The sequence below is a fragment of the Candidatus Tisiphia endosymbiont of Parasteatoda lunata genome (assembly GCF_964030955.1).
In the GTDB taxonomy this organism is placed as follows: domain Bacteria; phylum Pseudomonadota; class Alphaproteobacteria; order Rickettsiales; family Rickettsiaceae; genus Tisiphia.
On sequence record NZ_OZ035003.1, the window covers coordinates 1639700 to 1662744 of the forward strand.

At 32.8% G+C, this 23045-nt stretch carries 28 protein-coding genes, 2 tRNA genes and 3 pseudogenes; 15 read left to right on the top strand and 18 right to left on the bottom strand.

Annotated features, from left to right (window positions below; all coding sequences use genetic code 11):
• Positions 1-18: 18 nt before the first annotated feature.
• Entirely contained in the window at positions 19-228 is a 210-nt protein-coding gene (locus AAHN00_RS10200) for a hypothetical protein (protein ID WP_342271194.1), read from the top strand.
• 237 nt (positions 229-465) lie between these two features.
• On the opposite strand, the gene AAHN00_RS10205 is transcribed toward AAHN00_RS10200, so the two are convergent.
• From AAHN00_RS10205 to AAHN00_RS10225, 5 genes are all read right to left on the bottom strand, one after another.
• Positions 466-732, bottom strand: coding sequence for a transposase (locus AAHN00_RS10205; protein WP_342272646.1), 267 nt, complete (start codon positions 730-732; stop codon positions 466-468).
• Positions 713-1693, bottom strand: a complete 981-nt coding sequence (locus AAHN00_RS10210; protein ID WP_342271025.1) for a transposase — start codon at positions 1691-1693, stop codon at positions 713-715. The genes AAHN00_RS10205 and AAHN00_RS10210 overlap by 20 nt, the downstream gene beginning before the upstream one ends.
• A 2-nt stretch (positions 1694-1695) precedes the next feature.
• A complete protein-coding gene (locus tag AAHN00_RS10215) occupies positions 1696-1989 on the bottom strand; it encodes a transposase (RefSeq protein ID WP_342271199.1) in 294 nt (97 codons plus the stop codon).
• A 182-nt stretch (positions 1990-2171) separates the two neighbouring features.
• A complete protein-coding gene (locus AAHN00_RS10220) occupies positions 2172-2879 on the bottom strand; it encodes an IS6 family transposase (RefSeq protein WP_342271200.1) in 708 nt (235 codons plus the stop codon).
• A 131-nt stretch (positions 2880-3010) separates the two neighbouring features.
• A complete protein-coding gene (locus AAHN00_RS10225; protein ID WP_342271201.1) occupies positions 3011-3331 on the bottom strand; it encodes a hypothetical protein in 321 nt (106 codons plus the stop codon).
• 167 nt (positions 3332-3498) lie between these two features.
• Between AAHN00_RS10225 and AAHN00_RS10230 the strand changes: the two genes are divergently transcribed.
• From AAHN00_RS10230 to AAHN00_RS10240, 3 genes are all read left to right on the top strand, one after another.
• On the top strand, positions 3499-3672 hold the full coding sequence (locus tag AAHN00_RS10230; protein WP_342271202.1) for a hypothetical protein: 174 nt from the start codon (positions 3499-3501) through the stop codon (positions 3670-3672).
• 222 nt (positions 3673-3894) lie between these two features.
• The gene (locus AAHN00_RS10235) at positions 3895-4602 is read left to right on the top strand and encodes an IS6 family transposase (protein WP_342270905.1); all 708 of its coding nucleotides are present in this window, start codon (positions 3895-3897) and stop codon (positions 4600-4602) included.
• A 36-nt stretch (positions 4603-4638) separates the two neighbouring features.
• Entirely contained in the window at positions 4639-5304 is a 666-nt protein-coding gene (locus AAHN00_RS10240) for an IS256 family transposase (protein ID WP_342271203.1), read from the top strand.
• A 64-nt stretch (positions 5305-5368) separates the two neighbouring features.
• Here the strand turns inward: AAHN00_RS10240 and AAHN00_RS10245 are convergent.
• From AAHN00_RS10245 to grxC, 4 genes are all read right to left on the bottom strand, one after another.
• Positions 5369-5445: transfer RNA gene (locus tag AAHN00_RS10245), tRNA-Arg, on the bottom strand.
• A gap of 127 nt (positions 5446-5572) precedes the next feature.
• Positions 5573-5649: transfer RNA gene (locus AAHN00_RS10250), tRNA-His, on the bottom strand.
• A 60-nt stretch (positions 5650-5709) separates the two neighbouring features.
• Positions 5710-5886: a hypothetical protein gene (locus AAHN00_RS10255; RefSeq protein ID WP_342271204.1), complete on the bottom strand. Its 177-nt coding sequence runs from the start codon at positions 5884-5886 to the stop codon at positions 5710-5712.
• Between the two features lie 125 nt (positions 5887-6011).
• Positions 6012-6284: a glutaredoxin 3 gene (grxC, locus tag AAHN00_RS10260; protein WP_341751446.1), complete on the bottom strand. Its 273-nt coding sequence runs from the start codon at positions 6282-6284 to the stop codon at positions 6012-6014.
• 75 nt (positions 6285-6359) lie between these two features.
• Here grxC and uvrB point away from each other — a divergent pair, with 75 nt between their 5' ends.
• Both uvrB and AAHN00_RS10270 read left to right on the top strand, forming a co-directional pair.
• The gene (gene uvrB, locus AAHN00_RS10265) at positions 6360-8348 is read left to right on the top strand and encodes an excinuclease ABC subunit UvrB (protein WP_342272647.1); all 1989 of its coding nucleotides are present in this window, start codon (positions 6360-6362) and stop codon (positions 8346-8348) included.
• Between the two features lie 110 nt (positions 8349-8458).
• A complete protein-coding gene (locus tag AAHN00_RS10270) occupies positions 8459-9673 on the top strand; it encodes an IS256 family transposase (RefSeq protein WP_342270921.1) in 1215 nt (404 codons plus the stop codon).
• A 77-nt stretch (positions 9674-9750) separates the two neighbouring features.
• Here AAHN00_RS10270 and AAHN00_RS10275 read toward each other — a convergent pair.
• Positions 9751-10176, bottom strand: a pseudogene (locus tag AAHN00_RS10275) (IS6 family transposase); the annotation flags it as partial.
• Positions 10177-10278: 102 nt separating this feature from the next.
• Between AAHN00_RS10275 and AAHN00_RS10280 the strand changes: the two are divergent.
• Positions 10279-10452 carry a hypothetical protein gene (locus tag AAHN00_RS10280; RefSeq protein WP_342271197.1) on the top strand — a complete coding sequence of 58 codons (174 nt, stop codon included), beginning with the start codon at positions 10279-10281 and terminating at the stop codon, positions 10450-10452.
• On the opposite strand, the pseudogene AAHN00_RS10285 reads toward AAHN00_RS10280, so the two are convergent.
• Positions 10432-10578: pseudogene (locus tag AAHN00_RS10285) on the bottom strand (IS6 family transposase); the annotation flags it as partial. The gene AAHN00_RS10280 and the pseudogene AAHN00_RS10285 overlap by 21 nt on opposite strands.
• Before the next feature lie 62 nt (positions 10579-10640).
• Here AAHN00_RS10285 and AAHN00_RS10290 point away from each other — a divergent pair.
• From AAHN00_RS10290 to AAHN00_RS10305, 4 genes are all read left to right on the top strand, one after another.
• Entirely contained in the window at positions 10641-11348 is a 708-nt protein-coding gene (locus AAHN00_RS10290) for an IS6 family transposase (RefSeq protein ID WP_342271205.1), read from the top strand.
• A gap of 36 nt (positions 11349-11384) precedes the next feature.
• The gene (locus AAHN00_RS10295; RefSeq protein WP_342271206.1) at positions 11385-11894 is read left to right on the top strand and encodes a hypothetical protein; all 510 of its coding nucleotides are present in this window, start codon (positions 11385-11387) and stop codon (positions 11892-11894) included.
• Positions 11895-12171: 277 nt separating this feature from the next.
• The gene (locus tag AAHN00_RS10300; protein WP_250310741.1) at positions 12172-12405 is read left to right on the top strand and encodes a hypothetical protein; all 234 of its coding nucleotides are present in this window, start codon (positions 12172-12174) and stop codon (positions 12403-12405) included.
• A gap of 215 nt (positions 12406-12620) precedes the next feature.
• Positions 12621-13817, top strand: a complete 1197-nt coding sequence (locus AAHN00_RS10305) for an IS66 family transposase (RefSeq protein ID WP_342270935.1) — start codon at positions 12621-12623, stop codon at positions 13815-13817.
• Here AAHN00_RS10305 and tnpB read toward each other — a convergent pair.
• Positions 13814-14143, bottom strand: coding sequence for an IS66 family insertion sequence element accessory protein TnpB (gene tnpB / locus AAHN00_RS10310; RefSeq protein ID WP_342272648.1), 330 nt, complete (start codon positions 14141-14143; stop codon positions 13814-13816). The two genes, AAHN00_RS10305 and tnpB, sit on opposite strands and share 4 nt — an antisense overlap.
• A gap of 82 nt (positions 14144-14225) precedes the next feature.
• Between tnpB and AAHN00_RS10315 the strand changes: the two genes are divergently transcribed.
• Positions 14226-15410 (top strand): IS3 family transposase, encoded by a 1185-nt coding sequence (locus AAHN00_RS10315; protein ID WP_342270888.1) that lies wholly within the window; start codon positions 14226-14228, stop codon positions 15408-15410.
• Between the two features lie 83 nt (positions 15411-15493).
• Here the strand turns inward: AAHN00_RS10315 and AAHN00_RS10320 are convergent, their stop codons facing one another.
• The gene (locus AAHN00_RS10320; RefSeq protein ID WP_342271013.1) at positions 15494-15919 is read right to left on the bottom strand and encodes a hypothetical protein; all 426 of its coding nucleotides are present in this window, start codon (positions 15917-15919) and stop codon (positions 15494-15496) included.
• Positions 15920-15983: 64 nt separating this feature from the next.
• Between AAHN00_RS10320 and AAHN00_RS10325 the strand changes: the two genes are divergently transcribed.
• On the top strand, positions 15984-16157 hold the full coding sequence (locus AAHN00_RS10325) for a hypothetical protein (protein ID WP_342271207.1): 174 nt from the start codon (positions 15984-15986) through the stop codon (positions 16155-16157).
• A gap of 390 nt (positions 16158-16547) precedes the next feature.
• Here the strand turns inward: AAHN00_RS10325 and AAHN00_RS10330 are convergent, their stop codons facing one another.
• The 3 genes from AAHN00_RS10330 to AAHN00_RS10340 form a co-directional block, all read right to left on the bottom strand.
• Positions 16548-18395 carry an AAA family ATPase gene (locus AAHN00_RS10330; RefSeq protein WP_342271208.1) on the bottom strand — a complete coding sequence of 616 codons (1848 nt, stop codon included), beginning with the start codon at positions 18393-18395 and terminating at the stop codon, positions 16548-16550.
• 66 nt (positions 18396-18461) lie between these two features.
• Positions 18462-18698, bottom strand: a complete 237-nt coding sequence (locus AAHN00_RS10335) for a hypothetical protein (RefSeq protein ID WP_342271209.1) — start codon at positions 18696-18698, stop codon at positions 18462-18464.
• Between the two features lie 133 nt (positions 18699-18831).
• On the bottom strand, positions 18832-19539 hold the full coding sequence (locus tag AAHN00_RS10340; RefSeq protein WP_342270905.1) for an IS6 family transposase: 708 nt from the start codon (positions 19537-19539) through the stop codon (positions 18832-18834).
• Between the two features lie 126 nt (positions 19540-19665).
• Here AAHN00_RS10340 and AAHN00_RS10345 point away from each other — a divergent pair, with 126 nt between their 5' ends.
• Positions 19666-20061 (top strand): hypothetical protein, encoded by a 396-nt coding sequence (locus AAHN00_RS10345; RefSeq protein ID WP_342271210.1) that lies wholly within the window; start codon positions 19666-19668, stop codon positions 20059-20061.
• On the opposite strand, the gene AAHN00_RS10350 is transcribed toward AAHN00_RS10345, so the two are convergent.
• The gene (locus AAHN00_RS10350) at positions 20042-20749 is read right to left on the bottom strand and encodes an IS6 family transposase (protein WP_342270905.1); all 708 of its coding nucleotides are present in this window, start codon (positions 20747-20749) and stop codon (positions 20042-20044) included. The genes AAHN00_RS10345 and AAHN00_RS10350 overlap by 20 nt on opposite strands.
• Before the next feature lie 65 nt (positions 20750-20814).
• Here AAHN00_RS10350 and AAHN00_RS10355 point away from each other — a divergent pair.
• Positions 20815-21219: pseudogene (locus AAHN00_RS10355) on the top strand (IS6 family transposase); the annotation flags it as partial.
• A 75-nt stretch (positions 21220-21294) separates the two neighbouring features.
• On the opposite strand, the gene AAHN00_RS10360 reads toward AAHN00_RS10355, so the two are convergent.
• Positions 21295-22968 carry a ribonuclease J gene (locus AAHN00_RS10360; protein WP_342271211.1) on the bottom strand — a complete coding sequence of 558 codons (1674 nt, stop codon included), beginning with the start codon at positions 22966-22968 and terminating at the stop codon, positions 21295-21297.
• Between the last annotated feature and the right edge of the window lie 77 nt (positions 22969-23045).

A 23045-nucleotide genomic window follows, 5' to 3' on the forward strand; every position in this document is an offset into this window, starting at 1 on the left:
ATTTATAATTACTGCAAAATGATGCAATCTATTGATATTAAACAATTATCAAAACAATATGCTACTTCGGAAGCAGTAATATCCACTGCTATTGAGGAATTAATACAACATGGCTTTTTGAAGAAAGTGAAAAATAAAAAGAAAGGCGATTCTTTGATTTTAACTTGTCCTGATAAAAAATTATCTAAAGAAGTTGAGAGTCAAAATATGAAATTTATTATTAAGTAGACTGATCGACTACAAATTTATCTGCATATGCAGTAGTTGAGATTGGTTTTGTCGCATCTATAAATTATACTACATCAAGATTGTTAAAACTAAGGTTTTGGACATTATGATGCCATTAACATAGCAAAATTCTCAAAAGTAGAAAGATTATCATTAGCTCCAATTATTTGTCTTTTTGAGTCAATCATTTAATTTGTGTAAGTTCATTTTTGAGTCAATCATTTAATTTGTGTAAGTTCATTTTTTATTTTCCAATAAATCATATTTAAAATCTCCACAAAGTATTTCAAATTGATTTAAAGCTAAAGACCAATCTTTAATAGGCATGGTCCATTTTTTGGCTGCATTTTGTAGGGATAAAAATATTATTTTTTGAATTGACTTATCATCTGGAAACACCCCCTTATTTTTGATAATTTTTCTAATTTGACGATTTACAGATTCTATAGTGTTAGTAGTATAAATTACCTCAGGAGTTTCGCAGTTAGCAAAATTGCGAATCAGCTAAAAGGCATCTAATGTTGTTCTGAATTGATGTTTTTATAACTTCCCAAGTTTGTTGATATAAAGTAATTTTTTCATTTATCCTCCTTTTGTTCATATCGAGCCAAGCAAATACAGCAAGGCAAATATGATTTCTCTGAGCTCGACCCGTGCGTGCCTGACAGCGTTCAATACCACAAGTTTGTTTTAATTCTCGATGATAAACTTCTATAGACCACCGTGCCTTAACAATTTTCTCTATTTGTTCACGTGTTGGATTTTCTAAGTTAGTTGTTATGTAATCAATGCGACCATTTTTTGCCACAAACTTAAATACCGTAACCCAACCGTATCCACGTAGGTGAATTTTTAGTCCCTCATCAGGAATCTCTAAACTTTCTAAGCTAACATTATGATTAACTTTTCTATTTTTTCTTAGGTTACTAACCCATGTCCAACCTAAATTACGTATATGTTTCAAATTCTCCAAACCGCTATACCACGCATCCATTACTACTGCATCAGGATTGATCCCTCTTTCCTTAGCTAAAGTAAGCATATCACAAAAATGCTCATTCTTTGTTTTTCCATCAGTTTCTTTATCATATATTCTATAATCTACAGGGGTAGATTGATCAGTTTTAGCATTGTAATGCAGTAAGTTGACCATCCCTATACCAGGTATAACATCATGTACAGCTCCAGAATATTGATAATGTACAAGCTCAATTTTCTTACTGTATTGCTTTGACAATAACGTGTCATCTCCCACTAATAAACAAGAAGCTTCCCTATCAATATATTTTGACACTTCTCTGTAGATCCCGCTAGGGCGGAAATCCTTACTATTTAACCATCGACTTGCACTATCATGAGATAGGTTTATTGGACTTACTTCAGATAATGCTTTACCACTATATCTTACGCTACTTGCTTGTAAAAATGATTTATATAAGTCTTTGCTACATTTTGATCTTGCCATGCTTAACTAAAACTCTTTCTTGCTAGATTAACATATTTTTTGCTAAGTGCGAAACTCCTGTTAATATCAGATAAGCTCATTCCTTTAGCGTATAACGATATTATTTTATCATCAAATCCTTCAATACGTCTTTGACGCTTCGGAATTAATGCAGGTTCAAATGTACTACTTCTATCCCTTGGAACCTCAATCTCTACAACTCCATTATTTGTTACTAGATTCTTTACATTCCTACCATTACGAACATTATCACTATCAGTATGACAATATTTATCATATCCTAAGTGATTATTCATCTCTGACTGCAATGCCTTCTCTACAAGCCGTTTGGTTAATTGTTTTAGTTAACCACTCTGCACTGCAAGTGCAGAGCTTAATATTACGGCATGAATGCCTAATGTATGTACTAACTTAAAAGGGTTTTGTCGCATCTATAAATCATACTACATCAAGATTGTTAAAACTAAGGTTTTGGACATTATGATGCCATTAACATAGCAAAATTCTCAAAAGTAGAAAGATTATCATTAGCTCCAATTATTTGTCTTTTTTGCATCATACGAATATTTTCTATACCGGTAATAGTCATTTCTGCAGAATGAAAACTCTTAAAACCAAGCATTGGCTTTGTACGTTTTTTGATAAACCTATGATCTTGTTCTACAAGATTATTCAGGTATTTGGTCTGAACAACCTTAATTTTATAATCTTTAGGAACTTCTGTATTCAAATCATTAAGAGCAGCCGTATTACTACCGCTTTTATCAATTACTACTTTCTCAGGAAAATTATTCTCTCTAAAGGCTTTACGAAAAAATGCAAGTGCTGCAGGCTTGTCTCTATGCTTACGTAGCAGAAAGTCTACAGTATTACCAAGACTATCTAGTGCTCTATATAAATAAACCCATTTACCGTTTAATTTAATATAAGTCTCATCCATTCTCCAACTACTACCAACTGGCTTCTTTCTTTTTCTAACCACCTGATCTATCAATGGTAGAAATTTTATAACCCATCTTTGTAATGTAGAGTGATCAATTTTTGCTCCCCTTATACTCATCATTTCTTCCAAATCTCGATAACTTAAAGAAAATCGGCATTTCATATAGACAAATAACATTATTATTTCTGGTGAAGAACAAAATCCTTTGAAATATGATAATAATCTTGCAGTAATACGAAACATCTTAACATCTTTTTTAGATCATTATATCAATCTTTTTTCTATTGTCCAACATATGCGACAGAACCGTAATATCTCTTTAGAGTAATAGCGACTTCCAGTCTAGATATCAACCCACCAGCTTCAGCTGGTTGTTATTGAGTTTGTGTTTCTTGCAATTCTAGTTGTATTTCTCTATATCTAATAATATCAGCATAATTTCCTTGTGGAGCTATTTGACCAGCTTGATCTGATGGTATTAATGTGACAGTTGTGGGAGCTAGCTGTAAAATCCAGTTTTTTTCTATAGAATTTTCTATTCTATTGTTATCTTGTTGTTGATTTTCATTATTAATTGTCATAGCATACCTCTTACCGTTTTCGGTTGTGAAAATAGGTGTCACAGAGGTTAAAGGATTAAAATTTTGTCTTTTTAATTTAACCTCTGTGTTTGACACTACACCACGTAGCATCATTCACACAGATATCACCACGATTCCTAGAAGTACAGAGGATTTTCCAAGCTTTTTGACAGATTTTTGCACAATATAGTTAACCACTCTGCACTGCAAGTGCAGAGCTTAATATTACGGCATGAATGCCTCATGTATGTACTAACTTAAAAGTTAGAAACTATTTGTGTATGGCTCATTTAGAAAGTGTCACAACACAAAAAAATATATCTGTGAAGTGTAAGATTTTGTTAAAAAATATCCTATCTTTTCTTGATAAGATATTTAAAATTTATGTTGAAACGACGCACTGCAAGTGCGGGGTTTTTCTCCCAAAGTGGGACAATAAACAGCTGCATAAATGAGACAGCTAGGATTTAATGAACATAGTATTTTTATATTAAATATAGAAAAAAGCCTTAAAATTAGCAATTTTTCTAGCATTTAACCTTATTTTTTACTATAATCTATAGTAGAATATTTAGTAAATAACTTCATGTCAGTAACTATAGAAAAAACACCGGTTCTGTCGCATATGTTGGACAATAGAAAAAAGATTGATATAATGATCTAAAAAAGATGTTAAGATGTTTCGTATTACTGCAAGATTATTATCATATTTCAAAGGATTTTGTTCTTCACCAGAAATAATAATGTTATTTGTCTATATGAAATGCCGATTTTCTTTAAGTTATCGAGATTTGGAAGAAATGATGAGTATAAGGGGAGCAAAAATTGATCACTCTACATTACAAAGATGGGTTATAAAATTTGTACCATTGATAGATCAGGTGGTTAGAAAAAGAAAGAAGCCAGTTGGTAGTAGTTGGAGAATGGATGAGACTTATATTAAATTAAACGGTAAATGGGTTTATTTATATAGAGCACTAGATAGTCTTGGTAATACTGTAGACTTTCTGCTACGTAAGCATAGAGACAAGCCTGCAGCACTTGCATTTTTTCGTAAAGCCTTTAGAGAGAATAATTTTCCTGAGAAAGTAGTAATTGATAAAAGCGGTAGTAATACGGCTGCTCTTAATGATTTGAATACAGAAGTTCCTAAAGATTATAAAATTAAGGTTATTCAGACCAAATACCTGAATAATCTTGTAGAACAAGATCATAGGTTTATCAAAAAACGTACAAAGCCAATGCTTGGTTTTAAGAGTTTTCATTCTGCAGAAATGACTATTACCGGTATAGAAAATATTCGTATGATGCAAAAAAGACAAATAATTGGAGCTAATGATAATCTTTCTACTTTTGAGAATTTTGCTATGTTAATGGCATCATAATGTCCAAAACCTTAGTTTTAACAATCTTGATGTAGTATGATTTATAGATGCGACAAAACCGCATTAGGTATTGATTTATCTGGAAGGAAGGATATTTTAGGATTGTGGATCAGTGAAAATGAAGGAGCGAAATTTTGGCTTGGTAATTTTACTGAGATGAAGAACAGAGGTATGCAAGACATGCTTATTGCTTGCAGTGATAATTTAACCGGTATGTCTGAGGCAATAGAAGCAGTTTTTCCGAAAACCGAACATCAATTATGTATTGTACATCAGATTAGAAATAGTTTAAAATATGTATCATATAAAGACCGAAAAGAATTAGCGGCTGATTTAAAGCCTATATATACTGCTAGCACAGAGGAAGAAGCACATCTTGCTTTAGAATCTTTTGAAGCTAAATGGAGTAAACAGTATCCACAAATTGCTAAATCTTGGTATGTTCATTGGGAAAATTTAATGGTTTTTCTAGGATACCCTGAGGCGATAAGGAAAGTAATATACACAACTAATAGTGCAGAATCTGTCAATAGCCAATTACGTAAGGTTACTAAGAATAAACGGGTTTTTCCAAATGATAATGCCGTTTTTAAGACCTTGTATTTGGCAATTGATTATATGACCAAGAAATGGGTTATGCCGATTCCAAACTGGAACGCAGCTATGGCTCACTTTTTGATAAAATTTGAAGGTAGAATTTAAGCCCTATGAAAAATTTACACACTTAATTAGAAAGGCTCATTAAATCCTTAGACTCTCAAGTAATTGGTGCATTCGATTGGATTCGAACCAACGACCTCTGCCTTCGGAGGGCAACGCTCTATCCAGCTGAGCTACGAATGCTTAATTTATTGCTGCTTCTCAAACATGAAAATACAATAGATATTTTTCGCTAATAGCAACTACTGATCGTAACTTTTAAATTACCCTATGGCTTTATCTGAGAGAAGAATTCTTAACCTAACAAATATGGGGCGAATGACGGGACTTGAACCCGCGACCCTCAGATCCACAATCTGATGCTCTAACCAACTGAGCTACATCCGCCATGTAACCTGCGTTAAAGTAAATTATTATCACCCATAAGTCAAGTATATTCAAACCAAGTTACCATGACTTAATACTTTTATTGTCCCACTTTGGGAGAAAAACCCCGCACTTGCAGTGCGTCGTTTCAACATAAATTTTAAATATCTTATCAAGAAAAGATAGGATATTTTTTAACAAAATCTTACACTTCACAGATATATTTTTTTGTGTTGTGACACTTTCTAAATGAGCCATACACAAATAGTTTCTAACTTTTAAGTTAGTACATACATGAGGCATTCATGCCGTAATATTAAGCTCTGCACTTGCAGTGCAGAGTGGTTAACTCTTAGAATTTTTGCTGTCATAATTATATGATATTATTTTACTAATTCATCTAACTTACCTTCTTCTTCAAGTTTATGAAGAGCGTCACATCCACCAATATGCTTATCATTAATAAATATTTGTGGTAATGTACGTTGTCCATTAGCTTTAGCTTGCAACTCTAATCTTTGCTTGTCACTATAATTGTCTACGATTATTTCTTGATAAGGTATATTTTTTTGATCAAGTAGCTTTTTGGCCTTAGTGCAATAGGGACAATATGTTAATGTATAAATGATGACCGTATAAAAAAGAATGCTTTTCATAAGAGTTACCCTATTTAATTGGTTATAAAACTATTATCCACATATAATAAACTTTTAGCAAGTTACAAGTTAATGATAAATAAGTTTTCAATAGTATCTAAATATAGTCCAGCTGGCGATCAGCCAAAAGCAATTAATGAAATCGTTAAAGGTCTTGAATCTAGAATGCGTTCACAAATACTCTTTGGTATTACTGGTTCTGGTAAGACCTTTACTATGGCAAATATTATTGAGAGAACCGGTCGACCATCGCTTATTATGGTACATAATAAGACATTAGCTGCACAAATTTATTCAGAAATGAAGGCAATTTTTCCCAATAATGCCGTTGAATATTTTGTATCATATTATGATTATTTCCAACCTGAAGCATATATTGCAAAAACCGATACTTATATAGAAAAAGAATCTTCGATAAATGAACAAATAGATTTATTAAGACACTCTGCTACTAGGTCACTGCTGGAACGTCGGGATGTAATTGTTGTATCCTCAGTTTCTTGTATTTATGGTCTTGGTTCACCAAATCTTTATTATCAGATGACAATAAGCCTTAAGTCTAGGGAAATTTATGCTAGAGATAAATTGCTTAATGACTTAGTAAATTTACAATATGAGCGTAATGATGTGGGGTTTGAACGCGGTACGTTTAGGGTAAAAGGTGATAATATTGATATATTTCCAGTACATTATAACGATAAAGCTTGGCGATTGTCATTTTTTGGCAATGAACTTGAATATATAAGCGAATTTGATCCGCTTACAGGTGAAAAATTAGCTAAATTGGATCAAGCTGTGATTTATGCTAAGTCCCACTTTGTAACACCTAAAGAAGTAGTACAAAATGCTATATCGCAAATTGAAGAGGAATTACAACGACGCTTAGAATTTCTTAAAGCACATGATAAATTAGTAGAGGCTCAAAGATTAAATCAACGTACTCAATATGATATGGAAATGATGATGGAAACTGGTAGCTGTAAAGGCATTGAGAATTACTCTCGATTCCTAACTGGTAAAGCAAATGGGCAACCCCCGCCAACCCTATTTGAATATTTGCCTAAAGATGCTTTACTATTTGTCGATGAAAGTCATGTATCTGTTCCGCAAATTAGAGCAATGTATAATGGTGATAGGGCTAGAAAAGAAGTATTAGTGGAACACGGATTTCGTCTTCCATCAGCCTTAGATAATAGACCATTAAAATTTGAGGAATGGCAAGATTTTAGACCTCAAACGGTTTTTGTTTCGGCTACACCGGGGGCTTTCGAATTGGAAGAAACAGCAGGAGTTACGGTTGAGCAAATTATTAGACCAACAGGGCTACTTGACCCAAAATGTATTATAAAACCAGCGACTAACCAAGTTGAAGATTTGATAAGTGAGATTCAATATACGATAAATAAAGGATTTCGTGTTTTAGTGACAACATTAACTAAAAAAATGTCAGAAGATTTAACAAATTATCTACAAGAATTAGGGTATAAAGTATCATATTTGCACTCTAATGTTCATACTCTTGAACGTATAGAAATCATAAGAGATTTACGCCAAGGTACTATAGATATTATTGTTGGTATTAATTTATTGCGAGAAGGTTTAGATATTCCAGAATGTGGACTTGTTGCGATACTTGATGCTGATAAAGAAGGTTTTTTGCGTTCTGAAGTCTCATTAATTCAAACTATCGGCAGGGCTGCAAGGAATAGTCAAGGAAGAGTAATACTCTACGCAGATCGCAACACCAAGTCTATTGATAAGGCTGTAGGTGAGACATATAGAAGAAGAAAAATTCAGGAGGAATATAATAGGCAACATAGTATAGTACCGCAGACAATTAATCACCATATCCATGCACTAATCGAATTAGAAAAATTGGATAGTAAGTTAGATAATAAAAAACAAACTCATATATTATTAGATAATCCAATGAAATTGAAAGCTCATATCGATAGATTAAAGAAGGAAATGTATGAAAAGGCTAGTAATTTAGAATTTGAACAGGCGGCAAAAATACGAGATCAAATTAATGTACTAGAAGAAGCAGCTTTAGAGCTAACTTAATTTAAAGGGTTTTGTTGCATCTATAAATCATACTACGGCTCTGTACAAATAAGTGTGTAAATTTTTCAAAGGTTATATAAAAATATAATATAACAAAAGGAGAAATTATAATGCACCAAAAACAAAATGAAGCAATGAATCAAGCGATAGATTTATTAATAAATAATGATACAGATATATCAACATTACTTAAAGAGGATGGTTTATTAAAACAATTAACCAAACGGCTTGTAGAGAAGGCATTGCAGTCAGAGATGAATAATCATTTAGGATATGATAAATATTGTCATACTGATAGTGATAATGTTCGTAATGGTAGGAATGTAAAGAATCTAGTAACAAATAATGGAGTTGTAGAGATTGAGGTTCCAAGGGATAGAAGTAGTACATTTGAACCTGCATTAATTCCGAAGCGTCAAAGACGTATTGAAGGATTTGATGATAAAATAATATCATTATACGCTAAAGGAATGAGCTTATCTGATATTAAGATTCAAATGCAAGAATTGTATGGAGCTGACGTTAGCGAAAGTTTGATAAGTCAAATTACTGATGATGTAATTGAGGATGTCAAGATATGGCAAAGCCGACCATTGGATCGAGTATATGCTATAGTATTTTTTGACTGTTTAGTAGTAAAAGTACGTCAAGATAAACGAATTATCAATAAGTCTGTATATGTAGCATTAGGTATTGATTTATCTGGAAGGAAGGATATTTTAGGATTGTGGATCAGTGAAAATGAAGGAGCGAAATTTTGGCTTGGTAATTTTACTGAGATGAAGAACAGAGGTATGCAAGACATGCTTATTGCTTGCAGTGATAATTTAACCGGTATGTCTGAGGCAATAGAAGCAGTTTTTCCGAAAACCGAACATCAATTATGTATTGTACATCAGATTAGAAATAGTTTAAAATATGTATCATATAAAGACCGAAAAGAATTAGCGGCTGATTTAAAGCCTATATATACTGCTAGCACAGAGGAAGAAGCACATCTTGCTTTAGAATCTTTTGAAGCTAAATGGAGTAAACAGTATCCACAAATTGCTAAATCTTGGTATGTTCATTGGGAAAATTTAATGGTTTTTCTAGGATACCCTGAGGCGATAAGGAAAGTAATATACACAACTAATAGTGTAGAATCTGTCAATAGCCAATTACGTAAGGTTACTAAGAATAAACGGGTTTTTCCAAATGATAATGCCGTTTTTAAGACCTTGTATTTGGCAATTGATTATATGACCAAGAAATGGGTTATGCCGATTCCAAACTGGAACGCAGCTATGGCTCACTTTTTGATAAAATTTGAAGGTAGAATTTAAGCCCTATGAAAAATTTACACACTTAATTAGAAAGGCTCCATACTACATCAAGATTGTTAAAACTAAGGTTTTGGACATTATGATGCCATTAACATAGCAAAATTCTCAAAAGTAGAAAGATTATCATTAGCTCCAATTATTTGTCTTTTTTGCATCATACGAATATTTTCTATACCGGTAATAGTCATTTCTGCAGAATGAAAACTCTTAAAACCAAGCATTGGCTTTGTACGTTTTTTGATAAACCTATGATCTTGTTCTACAAGATTATTCAGGTATTTGGTCTGAATAACCTTAATTTTATAATCTTTAGCAACTTCTGTATTCAAATCATTAAGAGCAGCCGTATTACTACCGCTTTTATCAATTACTACTTTCTCAGGAAAATTATTCTCTCTAAAGGCTTTACGAAAAAATGCAAGTGCTGCAGGCTTGTCTCTATGCTTACGTAGCAGAAAGTCTACAGTATTACCAAGACTATCTAGTGCTCTATATAAGTTAACCACTCTGCACTGCAAGTGCAGAGCTTAATATTACGGCATGAATGCCTCATGTATGTACTAACTTAAAAGTTAGAAACTATTTGTGTATGGCTCATTTAGAAAGTGTCACAACACAAAAAGAATATATCTGTGAAGTGTAAGATTTTGTTAAAAAATATCTGTATGATTCATTCTTATCTTTTCTTGATAAGATATTTAAAATTTATGTTGAAACGACGCACTGCAAGTGCGGGGTTTTTCTCCCAAAGTGGGACAATAAACCCATTTACCGTTTAATTTAATATAAGTCTCATCCATTCTCCAACTACTACCAACTGGCTTCTTTCTTTTTCTAACCACCTGATCTATCAATGGTACAAATTTTATAACCCATCTTTGTAATGTAGAGTGATCAATTTTGCTTCTGTCGCATATGTTGGACAATAGAAAAAAGATTGATATAATGATCTAAAAAAGATGTTAAGATGTTTCGTATTACTGCAAGATTATTATCATATTTCAAAGGATTTTGTTCTTCACCAGCAATAATAATGTTATTTGTCTATATGAAATGCCGATTTTCTTTAAGTTATCGAGATTTGGAAGAAATGATGAGTATAAGGGGAGCAAAAATTGATCACTCTACATTACAAAGATGGGTTATAAAATTTGTACCATTGATAGATCAGGTGGTTAGAAAAAGAAAGAAGCCAGTTGGTAGTAGTTGGAGAATGGATGAGACTTATATTAAATTAAACGGTAAATGGGTTTATTTATATAGAGCACTAGATAGTCTTGGTAATACTGTAGACTTTCTGCTACGTAAGCATAGAGACAAGCCTGCAGCACTTGCATTTTTTCGTAAAGCCTTTAGAGAGAATAATTTTCCTGAGAAAGTAGTAATTGATAAAAGCGGTAGTAATACGGCTGCTCTTAATGATTTGAATACAGAAGTTCCTAAAGATTATAAAATTAAGGTTATTCAGACCAAATACCTGAATAATCTTGTAGAACAAGATCATAGGTTTATCACAAAACGTACAAAGCCAATGCTGGGTTTTAAGAGTTTTCATTCTGCAGAAATGACTATTACCGGTATAGAAAATATTCGTATGATGCAAAAAAGACAAATAATTGGAGCTAATGATAATCTTTCTACTTTTGAGAATTTTGCTATGTTAATGGCATCATAATGTCCAAAACCTTAGTTTTAACAATCTTGATGTAGTATGATTTATAGATGCAACAAAACCATAAAGCTCTGGAAGTATAAAGAGCATAGCAAAGCCAAGAAGCGTTGGAAAATAATGAAGCATTTAAAAACGTTACTTGGTCGTTTGGTTAGAATATGTGAGCGTGAGATAAAAAATCAGAAATTAAACTTATCTATCAGAGATCAAGAAGTATTGAAAAAAGTAAAACAAATACATAGCCAATCTGTTTTAAAAAGAGAAGAGAAAAAGCAATACAAAGAACAGAATAAAATATTGTATAGTTTTCATGCCCCTGAGGTAGAGTGTATAGGGAAGGGAAAACGAAACAAGCCATATGAGTTTGGCAATAAAGTTGCGGTAGTAGTCAGTGGTCGTAGAAATTTTGTACTGTCAGCAAAATCGTTTCATAATAATCCTTATGATGGTCATACATTGCAGCAGAGTTTTGAAGCGGTAGAAAATGTAACTGGAATAAAGATAAAAAAATCGTTTGTTGATCTGTATACTTGCAGCAAAACTGCGTAACACTATCTAATTTTTTTGCTAGTATGAATTTATTGTATAAATTTGGGTTTCTACTATGCAAATATCACCGATTAATCAAAACTTACGCTATGTTTTATGATAAGTGGCTTTGTACTGAGATATTATTAAAATTCTTTACTATGAAAAAATGGCTTTCAGCCAAGGTTTTTAGTCATACTTGAGATAACATAGCGTAAGTTTTGTAATAAAAACTAGTTGAAAAAGTACCAATTATATTATAACATTTGAAATATTAATAATAATGATAATTAATCAAATGAAAAAACCAAAAGTAGCGACCTTAAGTGCTGAAGAACGAGAAGAACTAATACAACATGTCAAGGAAAGTTCATTAACGGGAGATGAACAGCAAACGATAGTAGAACTTGTGAAATTTTGTAATGAGCTAATAGACAAGCTAGCATCATCAAATATCAGTATAAATAAGCTTAAGGAAATGCTGATTGGTTTTAAGGCAGATAACAAAAAAAAGATAGTTCAGATTCATTAAAAGAACCGCCAAGTGAATCTGATAACGGGAATGGTGGTAATGAAGAAGAGTGCGATAAGCCCAAAAAGATAGATCGTAGTAATTGGCAAGGTAAATATGGGTTTGATGATTATAAGGATGCGAATACCAGCTATTTAACTCCTGAGAATTTTTGTAGTGGTGATAGCTGTCCTCACTGTTGTAATGGCAAACTATATAATAGTGAAGCTAGAAAATTGCTACAATTTACAGGTAATGCTCCAATTACAGTCAACAGATATGTAAAGAAAACGCTACGTTGTAATGCTTGTGATTATATAGTTATGAACAATAAAAATATCAACAAATGGACAAATAGTAGCAGAAGTGCAATAGTGTTACAAAAGACCTATGGTACTCCTTTCTACCGTTTATCTAGGCTGCAAAGTTTAAGTGGTGTTCCTGTGGCATATAGCTCGCTCTGGCAACAATATTTAGATGTTTGGCAAGAAGGTGGTGGAGCTGAAATTTACGGGGTATTATTGGAAATGGCTGCCGAATGTAGTTCACTGAACCTTGATGATACTAGAGCTAGGATTTTAGAAATTACTATAGCCAATAAGAAATTACGTACTCAAAATAAGAAAGGACGCAGCTGTTATACTACTACAATATGTGCTAAGACTGCAAATAATGAGGTGATAGTTTTATATTTTACCGGTAATAGGCATGGTGGAGAAAATATAGGTAACGTACTAAAGAATCGTAAGAATAGAACAGATTCTATCCAATTAATGACTGACGCAAGTAACAATAATAACCCGGTATTATCAGAAGCAGATCAAGAATTACTGGCAATAATAGTGATGATCAATTGTTTGTCACATGGTCAGAGAAAATTTACAGAGAATGAACTATATTACCCTGAAGAATGCGGATATTTTCTCAAACAAACACGAGGGATTTACCACAATGAACATCAATGTAAAGAGATGAGTCCTGAAGAAAAACTTGGGTATCATCAGGAACATAGCAGTAAATATATAGAAAACATATATAACAAAATAGACGAATTATTTAACGACAAGAAAGTTGAGCCTAATAGTAGGCTTGGACAAGCTATGAAATATTGGATAAATAATAAAGAAGGTTTGACCCAATTTTTAAAAATCCCAGTTAGCAATCTTGATAATAATTGGGCTGAGAGATCACTGCGTACCATTATTTTACAAAGGAAGAATTCATTATTCTTTAAAACAATCAATAGTGCTGAGATACATAGTGGTCTGTATAGTATAGTAAAGACTTGTAGTGAGAACGAGATCAATGCCTTTAAATATTTAAATTGGCTACAAGAGCAGAGTAGCAAAGCAAAGAAGCGTCCTGCGAATTATACGCCTTTTGCCTATGCAAGATATATGAATAATACGGAATTAATCGAGACAGCAGCTTAAACGACAGGAAGCCAATCATTAGAGAATTTGGCAGAACTAGGATCACCATTATGAATAAGAATGTGTAAGGTTCTATAACAAATTTGATAAGATGAATTATCAGATGGGAAAAGTTTTGCGGTAAATTTACCTTTGGATAGGCGTTTAGAGCATAGCCAAAAGCCTTGACCGTCAAAGGACAAAATTTTAATGGCAGTTCTGTTTTTATTATAGAATAAAAACAAGGAACCATTAAGAGGGTCAGAAGAAAGTTTTTGTCTACAAACAGCGATTAAGCCATCGATACCCTTGCGAAAATCGATGGCAATAGTGGCAACAAATATAATGGACTGAAAAAATTAGACAAAGAAGCAGGTATTTTTGTTTCTCAATAAGTATAGAATAATAAATAAAATTAAAGAGAAACAAATGGGTAAAAAACAAATTAAAAATTTTAGTGCAGAAGCAAAAACTAAAATAGTATTAGAGATGTTAAAAGAAGAATCAACAATAGGTCAGTTATCGGTCAAATATGAAGTAACGGCTAAAACTATGCAAAACTGGAAACGACAATTTTTAGATAATGCGTCATTGGCATTTGAGCCAGCAAAAGCTGTTAGTGAGTACAAAGGGCAGATTAGTGAACTTAAGAATCAAAACGATGAACTTGCAAAAGCATTAGGTAAGGCTACAGTCGAGAGGGACTGGGCGGTGGGAAAGCTAAACAGCTTGGACTTATCAAATAAGAAAAGTCTTGTCGACCCCAAGCTGAGTACGTTAGCAAAGACAAGGCAATGTGAACTATTAAAGATAAGCAGATCTGGAGTATATTATAAAGCTAAAGTAATGAGCTTATATAATCTTGATATTTTAAATAGAATAGATGAAATATATACGGATAACCCTGAGTATGGTTATCGTTATATATACAAACAATTATTGGAAGACGGCTTTAATGTGGGCAGAGATAGGGTGCTTAAATATATGGGAATAATGGGTATAGAAGCTATTCATCCTCATAAAAAGCAATCTACTTTTGTGAAGGATGGTCAACATAAAATTTATAGCTATTTGCTTGAGCCGTACTGGCACAAATCAGGAACGAATAGAACTATTCATGTACCTTATGTTAATCAAGTGTGGAGTGGTGACATTACTTATATTAGAACTAACGGAGGATTTATGTATCTTGTGGCGATTATAGATTGGCATAGTAAGGCAATACTAAGTTATAAAGTATCTAATTCTATGGATGCATCACTTGTAACCGATGTATTAAAAGATGCACTGAATAAATACCCTGCACCACAAATATTCAATAGTGATCAGGGTAGTCAATATACTGGACATGAGCATACGGGAATTCTAAAAGAGAATAATATACAAATCTCAATGAACGGTAAGGGTAGAAGCATTGATAATATTGTGATTGAAAGATTTTTTAGAACTTTAAAATATAATTGTATATTTATAAATGATTTTAAAAATATCGCAGAACTTAAAGATGGTATTGATAAATACATGGATAAATATAACAATCAAAGATTCCATTCAAGTATTGGTTATAAAAAACCGATGAACGTGTATCTTGATTACTTACAAAATGCAGCTTAAAAATTATGTAAAATGGGAAACAAAATTAGTGAAAAATTTGTCTTGAAAAATCAGTCCAGTTTCAAAAATAACTGACGCCGGGGTTAGTTGCAGCATAAAAATGTCTGAATTATGGTTTTTGGTTCTAGTGTTTGGATAATAAGTTTGGTACCATTTGGTTTAATAATGTGACAAGTATAGTGATTTTGTTTGGGGGCAGCTACAGGATCGGTATCTATAGAATTTAATAGTTGAAATGGGAGAAAATTAATATTTTGTTGTAGAGCTTGATTTGAAGTTGAGACAGGAGAAGTTTTGAGGGTAGGCTCATGGGCTTTTTTAATTGAACTGATTGTTGCTTTATTAATATTAAGATGTTTAGCTATCTCTTGGTAAGAATAATGATGGAGTAATTGGTAAACTAATTCCTTTAGATGGTTTGGTATAGGATCAAACTTATTAGTTTTAGTTTGACGCCAGGCTTTAAATTGCTGAGCTACTTGCTCAATAGTAATTGATGGTATTTGCATAGTATGAAACCCAAATGTATAAAAAATTCATACTAGCAAAAACATTAGATAAAGTTATGCAGTTTTGCTGCAGGTATACATAGAACCAATAATAGGGCATTTGAAACAATATGGCAGGATGGGCAGAAACTTCTTGAAGGGTGTGATAGGAGATGTGATCAATCCAATAATCTCTGCTATAGGTTTGAATTTACGATGTATTGCCAATCATTTACACATCATGCCTAACTCTACATAAAAAAATTATCATTAAAAAACTTGCTAAACGATTAAAAAAAATCGTTAACAATAAGCTCATGTAAAAATTTTACTAAAACAGAAATTTTTCAATAAAATTGAAAACAATTTTTAATTTTAGTCCAAATATTAGAATTTTTTTTGTAAAAATTTTATTCAATCATAGATTATGGGGGGCTTTAAATATTTTTGGCGGACGGACTAGAAAGGCTCTAAATTTCGTATTTCAGAACCTCAAACTAAGGGGCAAAAAACTTGAGACCTCTCTACGTTTCCCGTTCGATATTTTTGAAAAAACGACAACTTGTACCGAATGGCCGGGCGTAGTGGACAATTTCAGAACCTCAACAGACATAAAATTATTAATCATTCAAACGCTTACAGTCTATTACTAAAGCTCTGTAACCTGATATTGTAACTCCATATTTTTCCCACAAAAAGCCATGCAGATTTTTAGTATTTGTTTAACATGTTGATGCTCCTTTATTTTAGTATCATATTTCCTATCAATAATTTGTTGTAGACCAAACCCTGCTATAGTCGCTAAATCTTCTGAAGCTTTAGCGATTTTATACTCAATAATCATAGCTTTGTCACCTTTACCAACCTTAGGGATCATGATTACATCAGGGCGTCCATCACCTGATTCTTGCTCACTTGATATTATATAGTTAGAAGCTAGCATATTAACAAATCCGAGCATAAAGCCGCTATAAAATAATTCGGCTTTTTTTTCTCCTACTTGGTGAAAACTAGTGCTACCCAACAGTAACTCCTGCATTCTTTGTTTAAACTCCTCTATTTTGCCATCTATTAACAAGCTAATAAATGAGTAGTACCTAGAACTATCAATGTTTATTTGTTTGCTGACCCATTGGAGTACTCTTTTTTCATAAATATATTTTACTTCATAATTAGGAATAGATAGTTCATAAATATCTCTTTCTGGCATTTTAGCATGTGGATTTAAGTAGCCACTAAACAACAATAAACTAAACAACCCTTCCGGCTGACCAATGTCCATGAAACTGATATGCTTGGTAATGCTAGAAACGATAGGTTTACCAGCAGCTAATAGCTGAATATCCTGCTGCACTTCATCTGACAATAAAACATGGTCGATCCAGCCAGTTCCTCCACTATCTAGCCAGTAATGATCAAGCTTACCTTCACTTGATAAACACATCATAATTGACCAAGGATTATAGATGACTTCTCCCCCAAAATTATAGCCATTATACCAATCCTTAATTTCTGCTGGACTGGTAGTAAGTGGTACTTTAGTTAATAACTCATCCACTTCTGTTTGAGTAAACCCATAGCTACTTGCAAAGTTTTTATCTAATAAACTATATTCTTTAACATTATTCAAACCGGAGAATAATTCAGCTTTGGCAATCCGCAGAATTCCTGTAATAACTCCCCGTTCAACTGGCAATTCTTGATCACCAGTTTCCTTTTTAAAGGTAGATTTCATGATGCCACGGAAAATTTCTAACACTTTCTGAAATTCTGCCTCATTAGTGCCAAACCAGCGGTAAGCACTATTAATTGGCGTATCATATTCATCAATCAATACCCAAGGCTTTTTATTGTAATGTTTGTACAGCAAGTGGCTTAAAATAGCCAAACTATTTTTGATGTTGTCTAGAGTTACATCAGAAGATAAATATTGGTTAAAATCAGCTATCTCACTTGTTTTCAGTTTGTTACTGTCACTTAAATAGCTATGAGCTTGAAACAACTTCCGCAACTGGCTTTTTACACCTTGTTCAATATCATAATAGCTTGAGCCTTCTACGCTTTTAAAGGTGATGAATATTACGGGGAATTGCCCTTGGCGTTTCACTACATTTTCACAAGACACTATCTTTAAAGGTTGCAATTCTTTTGCTTCGTCAAACCCCAAATCTACTTCTCCCCCAGCAAATAATTTATAATTTACCTGCTTTTCTGTCGGCAAAGGATTACCCTCATTGTCTAGCTCTATTTCTAGAAAACGCCTGACCATATCCATATTAATACTCTTCCCCCAACGTCTTGGTCGAGTGATTAGAATTACTTCTCCACTGTCTTCTAGTAATTCTTTGATCATTAAGCTTTTATCAACAAATACATCACTATTTAACAATAATGTTTTAAAGTCATCAGTACCTACCCTCATTCTAGGTAGTTTTTGCTCATCTAAAATCCTATTAATGCTTTCAGTTGTTGTATTACTCAAAGGGTTAAAGGTCATATTATTTGATAATTTACTTGGTTGTATGAAGGTTTAGTTTTTATAACGAAACCTTTATGGTATTAATCAATTTAATGTGTAAGGTTCTCTAGCATATAAGAACCATTGTTCCATGATTTCTTTAGCCCACATCTTTTTAAACATTAATTCAGGGTCTTTATAAATTTTCATGTATAATTTAAGGTTTTCTTTGGTTAACGCCATCTTAGATATTTGTTTTATCATCTTGATAGCATTGCTTGCTGCTTTAGAAGTTAATACTAAACAAACTGATGATAGTAAATACTCCTGATTTACCTTCACTACACGACACCCTATAATATCTCCTATCTCCATATCTGAGTTACTGTCTATGCCTTGTATGGTAATTGGTTTGGGTTTTGTCGCATCTATAAATCATACTACATCAAGATTGTTAAAACTAAGGTTTTGGACATTATGATGCCATTAACATAGCAAAATTCTCAAAAGTAGAAAGATTATCATTAGCTCCAATTATTTGTCTTTTTTGCATCATACGAATATTTTCTATACCGGTAATAGTCATTTCTGCAGAATGAAAACTCTTAAAACCAAGCATTGGCTTTGTACGTTTTTTGATAAACCTATGATCTTGTTCTACAAGATTATTCAGGTATTTGGTCTGAATAACCTTAATTTTATAATCTTTAGGAACTTCTGTATTCAAATCATTAAGAGCAGCCGTATTACTACCGCTTTTATCAATTACTACTTTCTCAGGAAAATTATTCTCTCTAAAGGCTTTACGAAAAAATGCAAGTGCTGCAGGCTTGTCTCTATGCTTACGTAGCAGAAAGTCTACAGTATTACCAAGACTATCTAGTGCTCTATATAAATAAACCCATTTACCGTTTAATTTAATATAAGTCTCATCCATTCTCCAACTACTACCAACTGGCTTCTTTCTTTTTCTAACCACCTGATCTATCAATGGTACAAATTTTATAACCCATCTTTGTAATGTAGAGTGATCAATTTTTGCTCCCCTTATACTCATCATTTCTTCCAAATCTCGATAACTTAAAGAAAATCGGCATTTCATATAGACAAATAACATTATTATTTCTGGTGAAGAACAAAATCCTTTGAAATATGATAATAATCTTGCAGTAATACGAAACATCTTAACATCTTTTTTAGATCATTATATCAATCTTTTTTCTATTGTCCAACATATGCGACAGAACCACAATATTTAGATGTTTGGCAAGAAGGTGGTGGAGCTGAAATTTACGGGGTATTATTGGAAATGGCTGCCGAATGTAGTTCACTGAACCTTGATGATACTAGAGCTAGGATTTTAGAAATTACTATAGCCAATAAGAAATTACGTACTCAAAATAAGAAAGGACGCAGCTGTTATACTACTACAATATGTGCTAAGACTGCAAATAATGAGGTGATAGTTTTATATTTTACCGGTAATAGGCATGGTGGAGAAAATATAGGTAACGTACTAAAGAATCGTAAGAATAGAACAGATTCTATCCAATTAATGACTGACGCAAGTAACAATAATAACCCGGTATTATCAGAAGCAGATCAAGAATTACTGGCAATAATAGGGTTTTGTCGCATCTATAAATCATACTACATCAAGATTGTTAAAACTAAGGTTTTGGACATTATGATGCCATTAACATAGCAAAATTCTCAAAAGTAGAAAGATTATCATTAGCTCCAATTATTTGTCTTTTTTGCATCATACGAATATTTTCTATACCGGTAATAGTCATTTCTGCAGAATGAAAACTCTTAAAACCAAGCATTGGCTTTGTACGTTTTTTGATAAACCTATGATCTTGTTCTACAAGATTATTCAGGTATTTGGTCTGAATAACCTTAATTTTATAATCTTTAGGAACTTCTGTATTCAAATCATTAAGAGCAGCCGTATTACTACCGCTTTTATCAATTACTACTTTCTCAGGAAAATTATTCTCTCTAAAGGCTTTACGAAAAAATGCAAGTGCTGCAGGCTTGTCTCTATGCTTACGTAGCAGAAAGTCTACAGTATTACCAAGACTATCTAGTGCTCTATATAAATAAACCCATTTACCGTTTAATTTAATATAAGTCTCATCCATTCTCCAACTACTACCAACTGGCTTCTTTCTTTTTCTAACCACCTGATCTATCAATGGTACAAATTTTATAACCCATCTTTGTAATGTAGAGTGATCAATTTTTGCTCCCCTTATACTCATCATTTCTTCCAAATCTCGATAACTTAAAGAAAATCGGCATTTCATATAGACAAATAACATTATTATTTCTGGTGAAGAACAAAATCCTTTGAAATATGATAATAATCTTGCAGTAATACGAAACATCTTAACATCTTTTTTAGATCATTATATCAATCTTTTTTCTATTGTCCAACATATGCGACAGAACCGATAGTCTTGGTAATACTGTAGACTTTCTGCTACGTAAGCATAGAGACAAGCCTGCAGCACTTGCATTTTTTCGTAAAGCCTTTAGAGAGAATAATTTTCCTGAGAAAGTAGTAATTGATAAAAGCGGTAGTAATACGGCTGCTCTTAATGATTTGAATACAGAAGTTCCTAAAGATTATAAAATTAAGGTTATTCAGACCAAATACCTGAATAATCTTGTAGAACAAGATCATAGGTTTATCAAAAAACGTACAAAGCCAATGCTTGGTTTTAAGAGTTTTCATTCTGCAGAAATGACTATTACCGGTATAGAAAATATTCGTATGATGCAAAAAAGACAAATAATTGGAGCTAATGATAATCTTTCTACTTTTGAGAATTTTGCTATGTTAATGGCATCATAATGTCCAAAACCTTAGTTTTAACAATCTTGATGTAGTATGATTTATAGATGCGACAAAACCTTAATCAACTAGTTTTCAATAAGCTTTTTCCACATTGACTATGATAATGGGTGATTTATTTATCTCATGTTTCAATGTCTTACGAATAGCTGATCTTACAGCATTCTCAATCTGTTCATTGAGAATGTTACCTTTTGATTTCCTCTGAATTTCTATCGTTTCAGTAATATCATCTTTAATCATATTAATTAGTTGTGCATCATCGTCAGGGTCAAGCAGACCCGGCATAGATAAAATAGGTCTGCAACTAAGGCTACCATTCTTATTTATTACCAAACTTGCCACTACTATACCAGAATCACGCATACGTCTACGAGTTCTAAAAATCGATGAGTCTGCTGGTAAAAGATAATTGCCATCTACAGCTAAATAACCTGTTGTTACCTTGGATAAAATACGAGGATTATGAGGATCAAGTAATACTAAGCTACCATTTTCGACTTCAACAGCATGTTTTATACCATTTTTACGAGCTAATTTCGCGTGTTCATGTATATGTACCGGCTCACCATGCACTGGTACGCAAATCTGAGGTCTAATTAGAGAGTACATGTGTTTGAGTTCGTCAATTGATGGATGCCCAGAAACATGTACAAAGTGATCTCGTTCAGTTACCACTTCAATTCCTGACCTCACAAAAATATTAAACATACGGAAAATTTTCTTTTCATTGCCAGGAATAATTTTTGAAGAAAATATAATTGTATCTTTAGGAGCTAACTTTATACTAGGGTGACTATTATTTGCCATTTTTGCACTAGCTGCTAGAGGTTCACCTTGGCAACCAGTAGCAATAACTAAAAGTTCTTGCCTTTTAAATCTTGCTATATCTCGTTCATCGATCAAAGGGGCAATATCTTTCATATAACCACTTTCCTGTGCTGCAAGCAAAATTCTATGCAAACTTCTTCCCGATAGGACAACTTTTCTTTTTGCCATCTGACCTGCGTGAATTAGAGTCTCAAGACGAGCCAAATTTGAGGCAAAAGTTGTTACCACAACCATCTGAGAGCAACCTGCTATAATATCTACTAAACTTTTACGCACTTCTCCTTCTGAACCAGAAGTTCCTTCATTAAATACATTAGTTGAGTCACAGACTAAAGCTAGAACCCCTTCATCACCATAAGATTTTAGTAGAGCTTCATCAGCTTTCTTACCAAGTACCGGATCATTATCAAATTTCCAGTCTCCTGTATGGAGAATATTGCCAGCTTCTGTACGTATCATAATCGCCTGCATTTCTGGAGCTGAGTGGGTTAGCGGTATCATCTCTAGTTGGAATGGATCAAGATTTATTTTTGCCGAAGGCTTTACTTCATGAATTTTTATAGTTTTAGCAAAATTATATTCTGCTAATCTAAGTTTTAGAAAATTTGCTGTAAAGGTAGTGGCATATATTGGACATTCTAGGCTACTCCACAAATATTGGATTGCTCCCAAATGGTCTTCATGTGCGTGAGTTAGAACTAAACTTACTATATCTTTTTTATAGCGTTCAATAAAGCTAATATCAGCAATTATCATGTCAACACCTGGTAAATAATCATCGGCAAAACCGCTACCGCAGTCAACCATCAACCATTTTCCTTGATAATGATATAGATTGACATTTATGCCTATTTCATTTGCACCACCAAGTGGTAAAAATAGTAAATCATTTTTATGGTTTTTAATGTTAAATGACATATTAACTTCTATATGATGTAGGATTTAAGTATACTTTTATAACTTATTTTTGGCTTTTAGTCTATGATTAACTCACC

Excerpts from the sequence above, each read along its gene's own strand:
- AAHN00_RS10210 (WP_342271025.1), bottom strand. The coding sequence starts at position 1,693 with ATGGCAAGATCAAAATGTAGCAAAGACTTATATAAATCATTTTTACAA.
- AAHN00_RS10300 (WP_250310741.1), top strand. The coding sequence starts at position 12,172 with ATGAAAAAACCAAAAGTAGCGACCTTAAGTGCTGAAGAACGAGAAGAA.
- AAHN00_RS10230 (WP_342271202.1), top strand. The coding sequence starts at position 3,499 with ATGGCTCATTTAGAAAGTGTCACAACACAAAAAAATATATCTGTGAAG.
- AAHN00_RS10220 (WP_342271200.1), bottom strand. The coding sequence starts at position 2,879 with ATGTTTCGTATTACTGCAAGATTATTATCATATTTCAAAGGATTTTGT.
- AAHN00_RS10235 (WP_342270905.1), top strand. The coding sequence starts at position 3,895 with ATGTTTCGTATTACTGCAAGATTATTATCATATTTCAAAGGATTTTGT.
- AAHN00_RS10340 (WP_342270905.1), bottom strand. The coding sequence starts at position 19,539 with ATGTTTCGTATTACTGCAAGATTATTATCATATTTCAAAGGATTTTGT.
- grxC (WP_341751446.1), bottom strand. The coding sequence starts at position 6,284 with ATGAAAAGCATTCTTTTTTATACGGTCATCATTTATACATTAACATAT.
- AAHN00_RS10350 (WP_342270905.1), bottom strand. The coding sequence starts at position 20,749 with ATGTTTCGTATTACTGCAAGATTATTATCATATTTCAAAGGATTTTGT.
- AAHN00_RS10345 (WP_342271210.1), top strand. The coding sequence starts at position 19,666 with ATGGCTGCCGAATGTAGTTCACTGAACCTTGATGATACTAGAGCTAGG.
- AAHN00_RS10240 (WP_342271203.1), top strand. The coding sequence starts at position 4,639 with ATGATTTATAGATGCGACAAAACCGCATTAGGTATTGATTTATCTGGA.
- AAHN00_RS10225 (WP_342271201.1), bottom strand. The coding sequence starts at position 3,331 with ATGATGCTACGTGGTGTAGTGTCAAACACAGAGGTTAAATTAAAAAGA.
- AAHN00_RS10315 (WP_342270888.1), top strand. The coding sequence starts at position 14,226 with ATGGGTAAAAAACAAATTAAAAATTTTAGTGCAGAAGCAAAAACTAAA.
- AAHN00_RS10360 (WP_342271211.1), bottom strand. The coding sequence starts at position 22,968 with ATGTCATTTAACATTAAAAACCATAAAAATGATTTACTATTTTTACCA.
- AAHN00_RS10330 (WP_342271208.1), bottom strand. The coding sequence starts at position 18,395 with ATGACCTTTAACCCTTTGAGTAATACAACAACTGAAAGCATTAATAGG.
- AAHN00_RS10200 (WP_342271194.1), top strand. The coding sequence starts at position 19 with ATGATGCAATCTATTGATATTAAACAATTATCAAAACAATATGCTACT.
- AAHN00_RS10290 (WP_342271205.1), top strand. The coding sequence starts at position 10,641 with ATGTTTCGTATTACTGCAAGATTATTATCATATTTCAAAGGATTTTGT.
- AAHN00_RS10320 (WP_342271013.1), bottom strand. The coding sequence starts at position 15,919 with ATGCAAATACCATCAATTACTATTGAGCAAGTAGCTCAGCAATTTAAA.
- AAHN00_RS10215 (WP_342271199.1), bottom strand. The coding sequence starts at position 1,989 with ATGAATAATCACTTAGGATATGATAAATATTGTCATACTGATAGTGAT.
- AAHN00_RS10295 (WP_342271206.1), top strand. The coding sequence starts at position 11,385 with ATGATTTATAGATGCAACAAAACCATAAAGCTCTGGAAGTATAAAGAG.
- AAHN00_RS10255 (WP_342271204.1), bottom strand. The coding sequence starts at position 5,886 with ATGGCTCATTTAGAAAGTGTCACAACACAAAAAAATATATCTGTGAAG.
- AAHN00_RS10270 (WP_342270921.1), top strand. The coding sequence starts at position 8,459 with ATGCACCAAAAACAAAATGAAGCAATGAATCAAGCGATAGATTTATTA.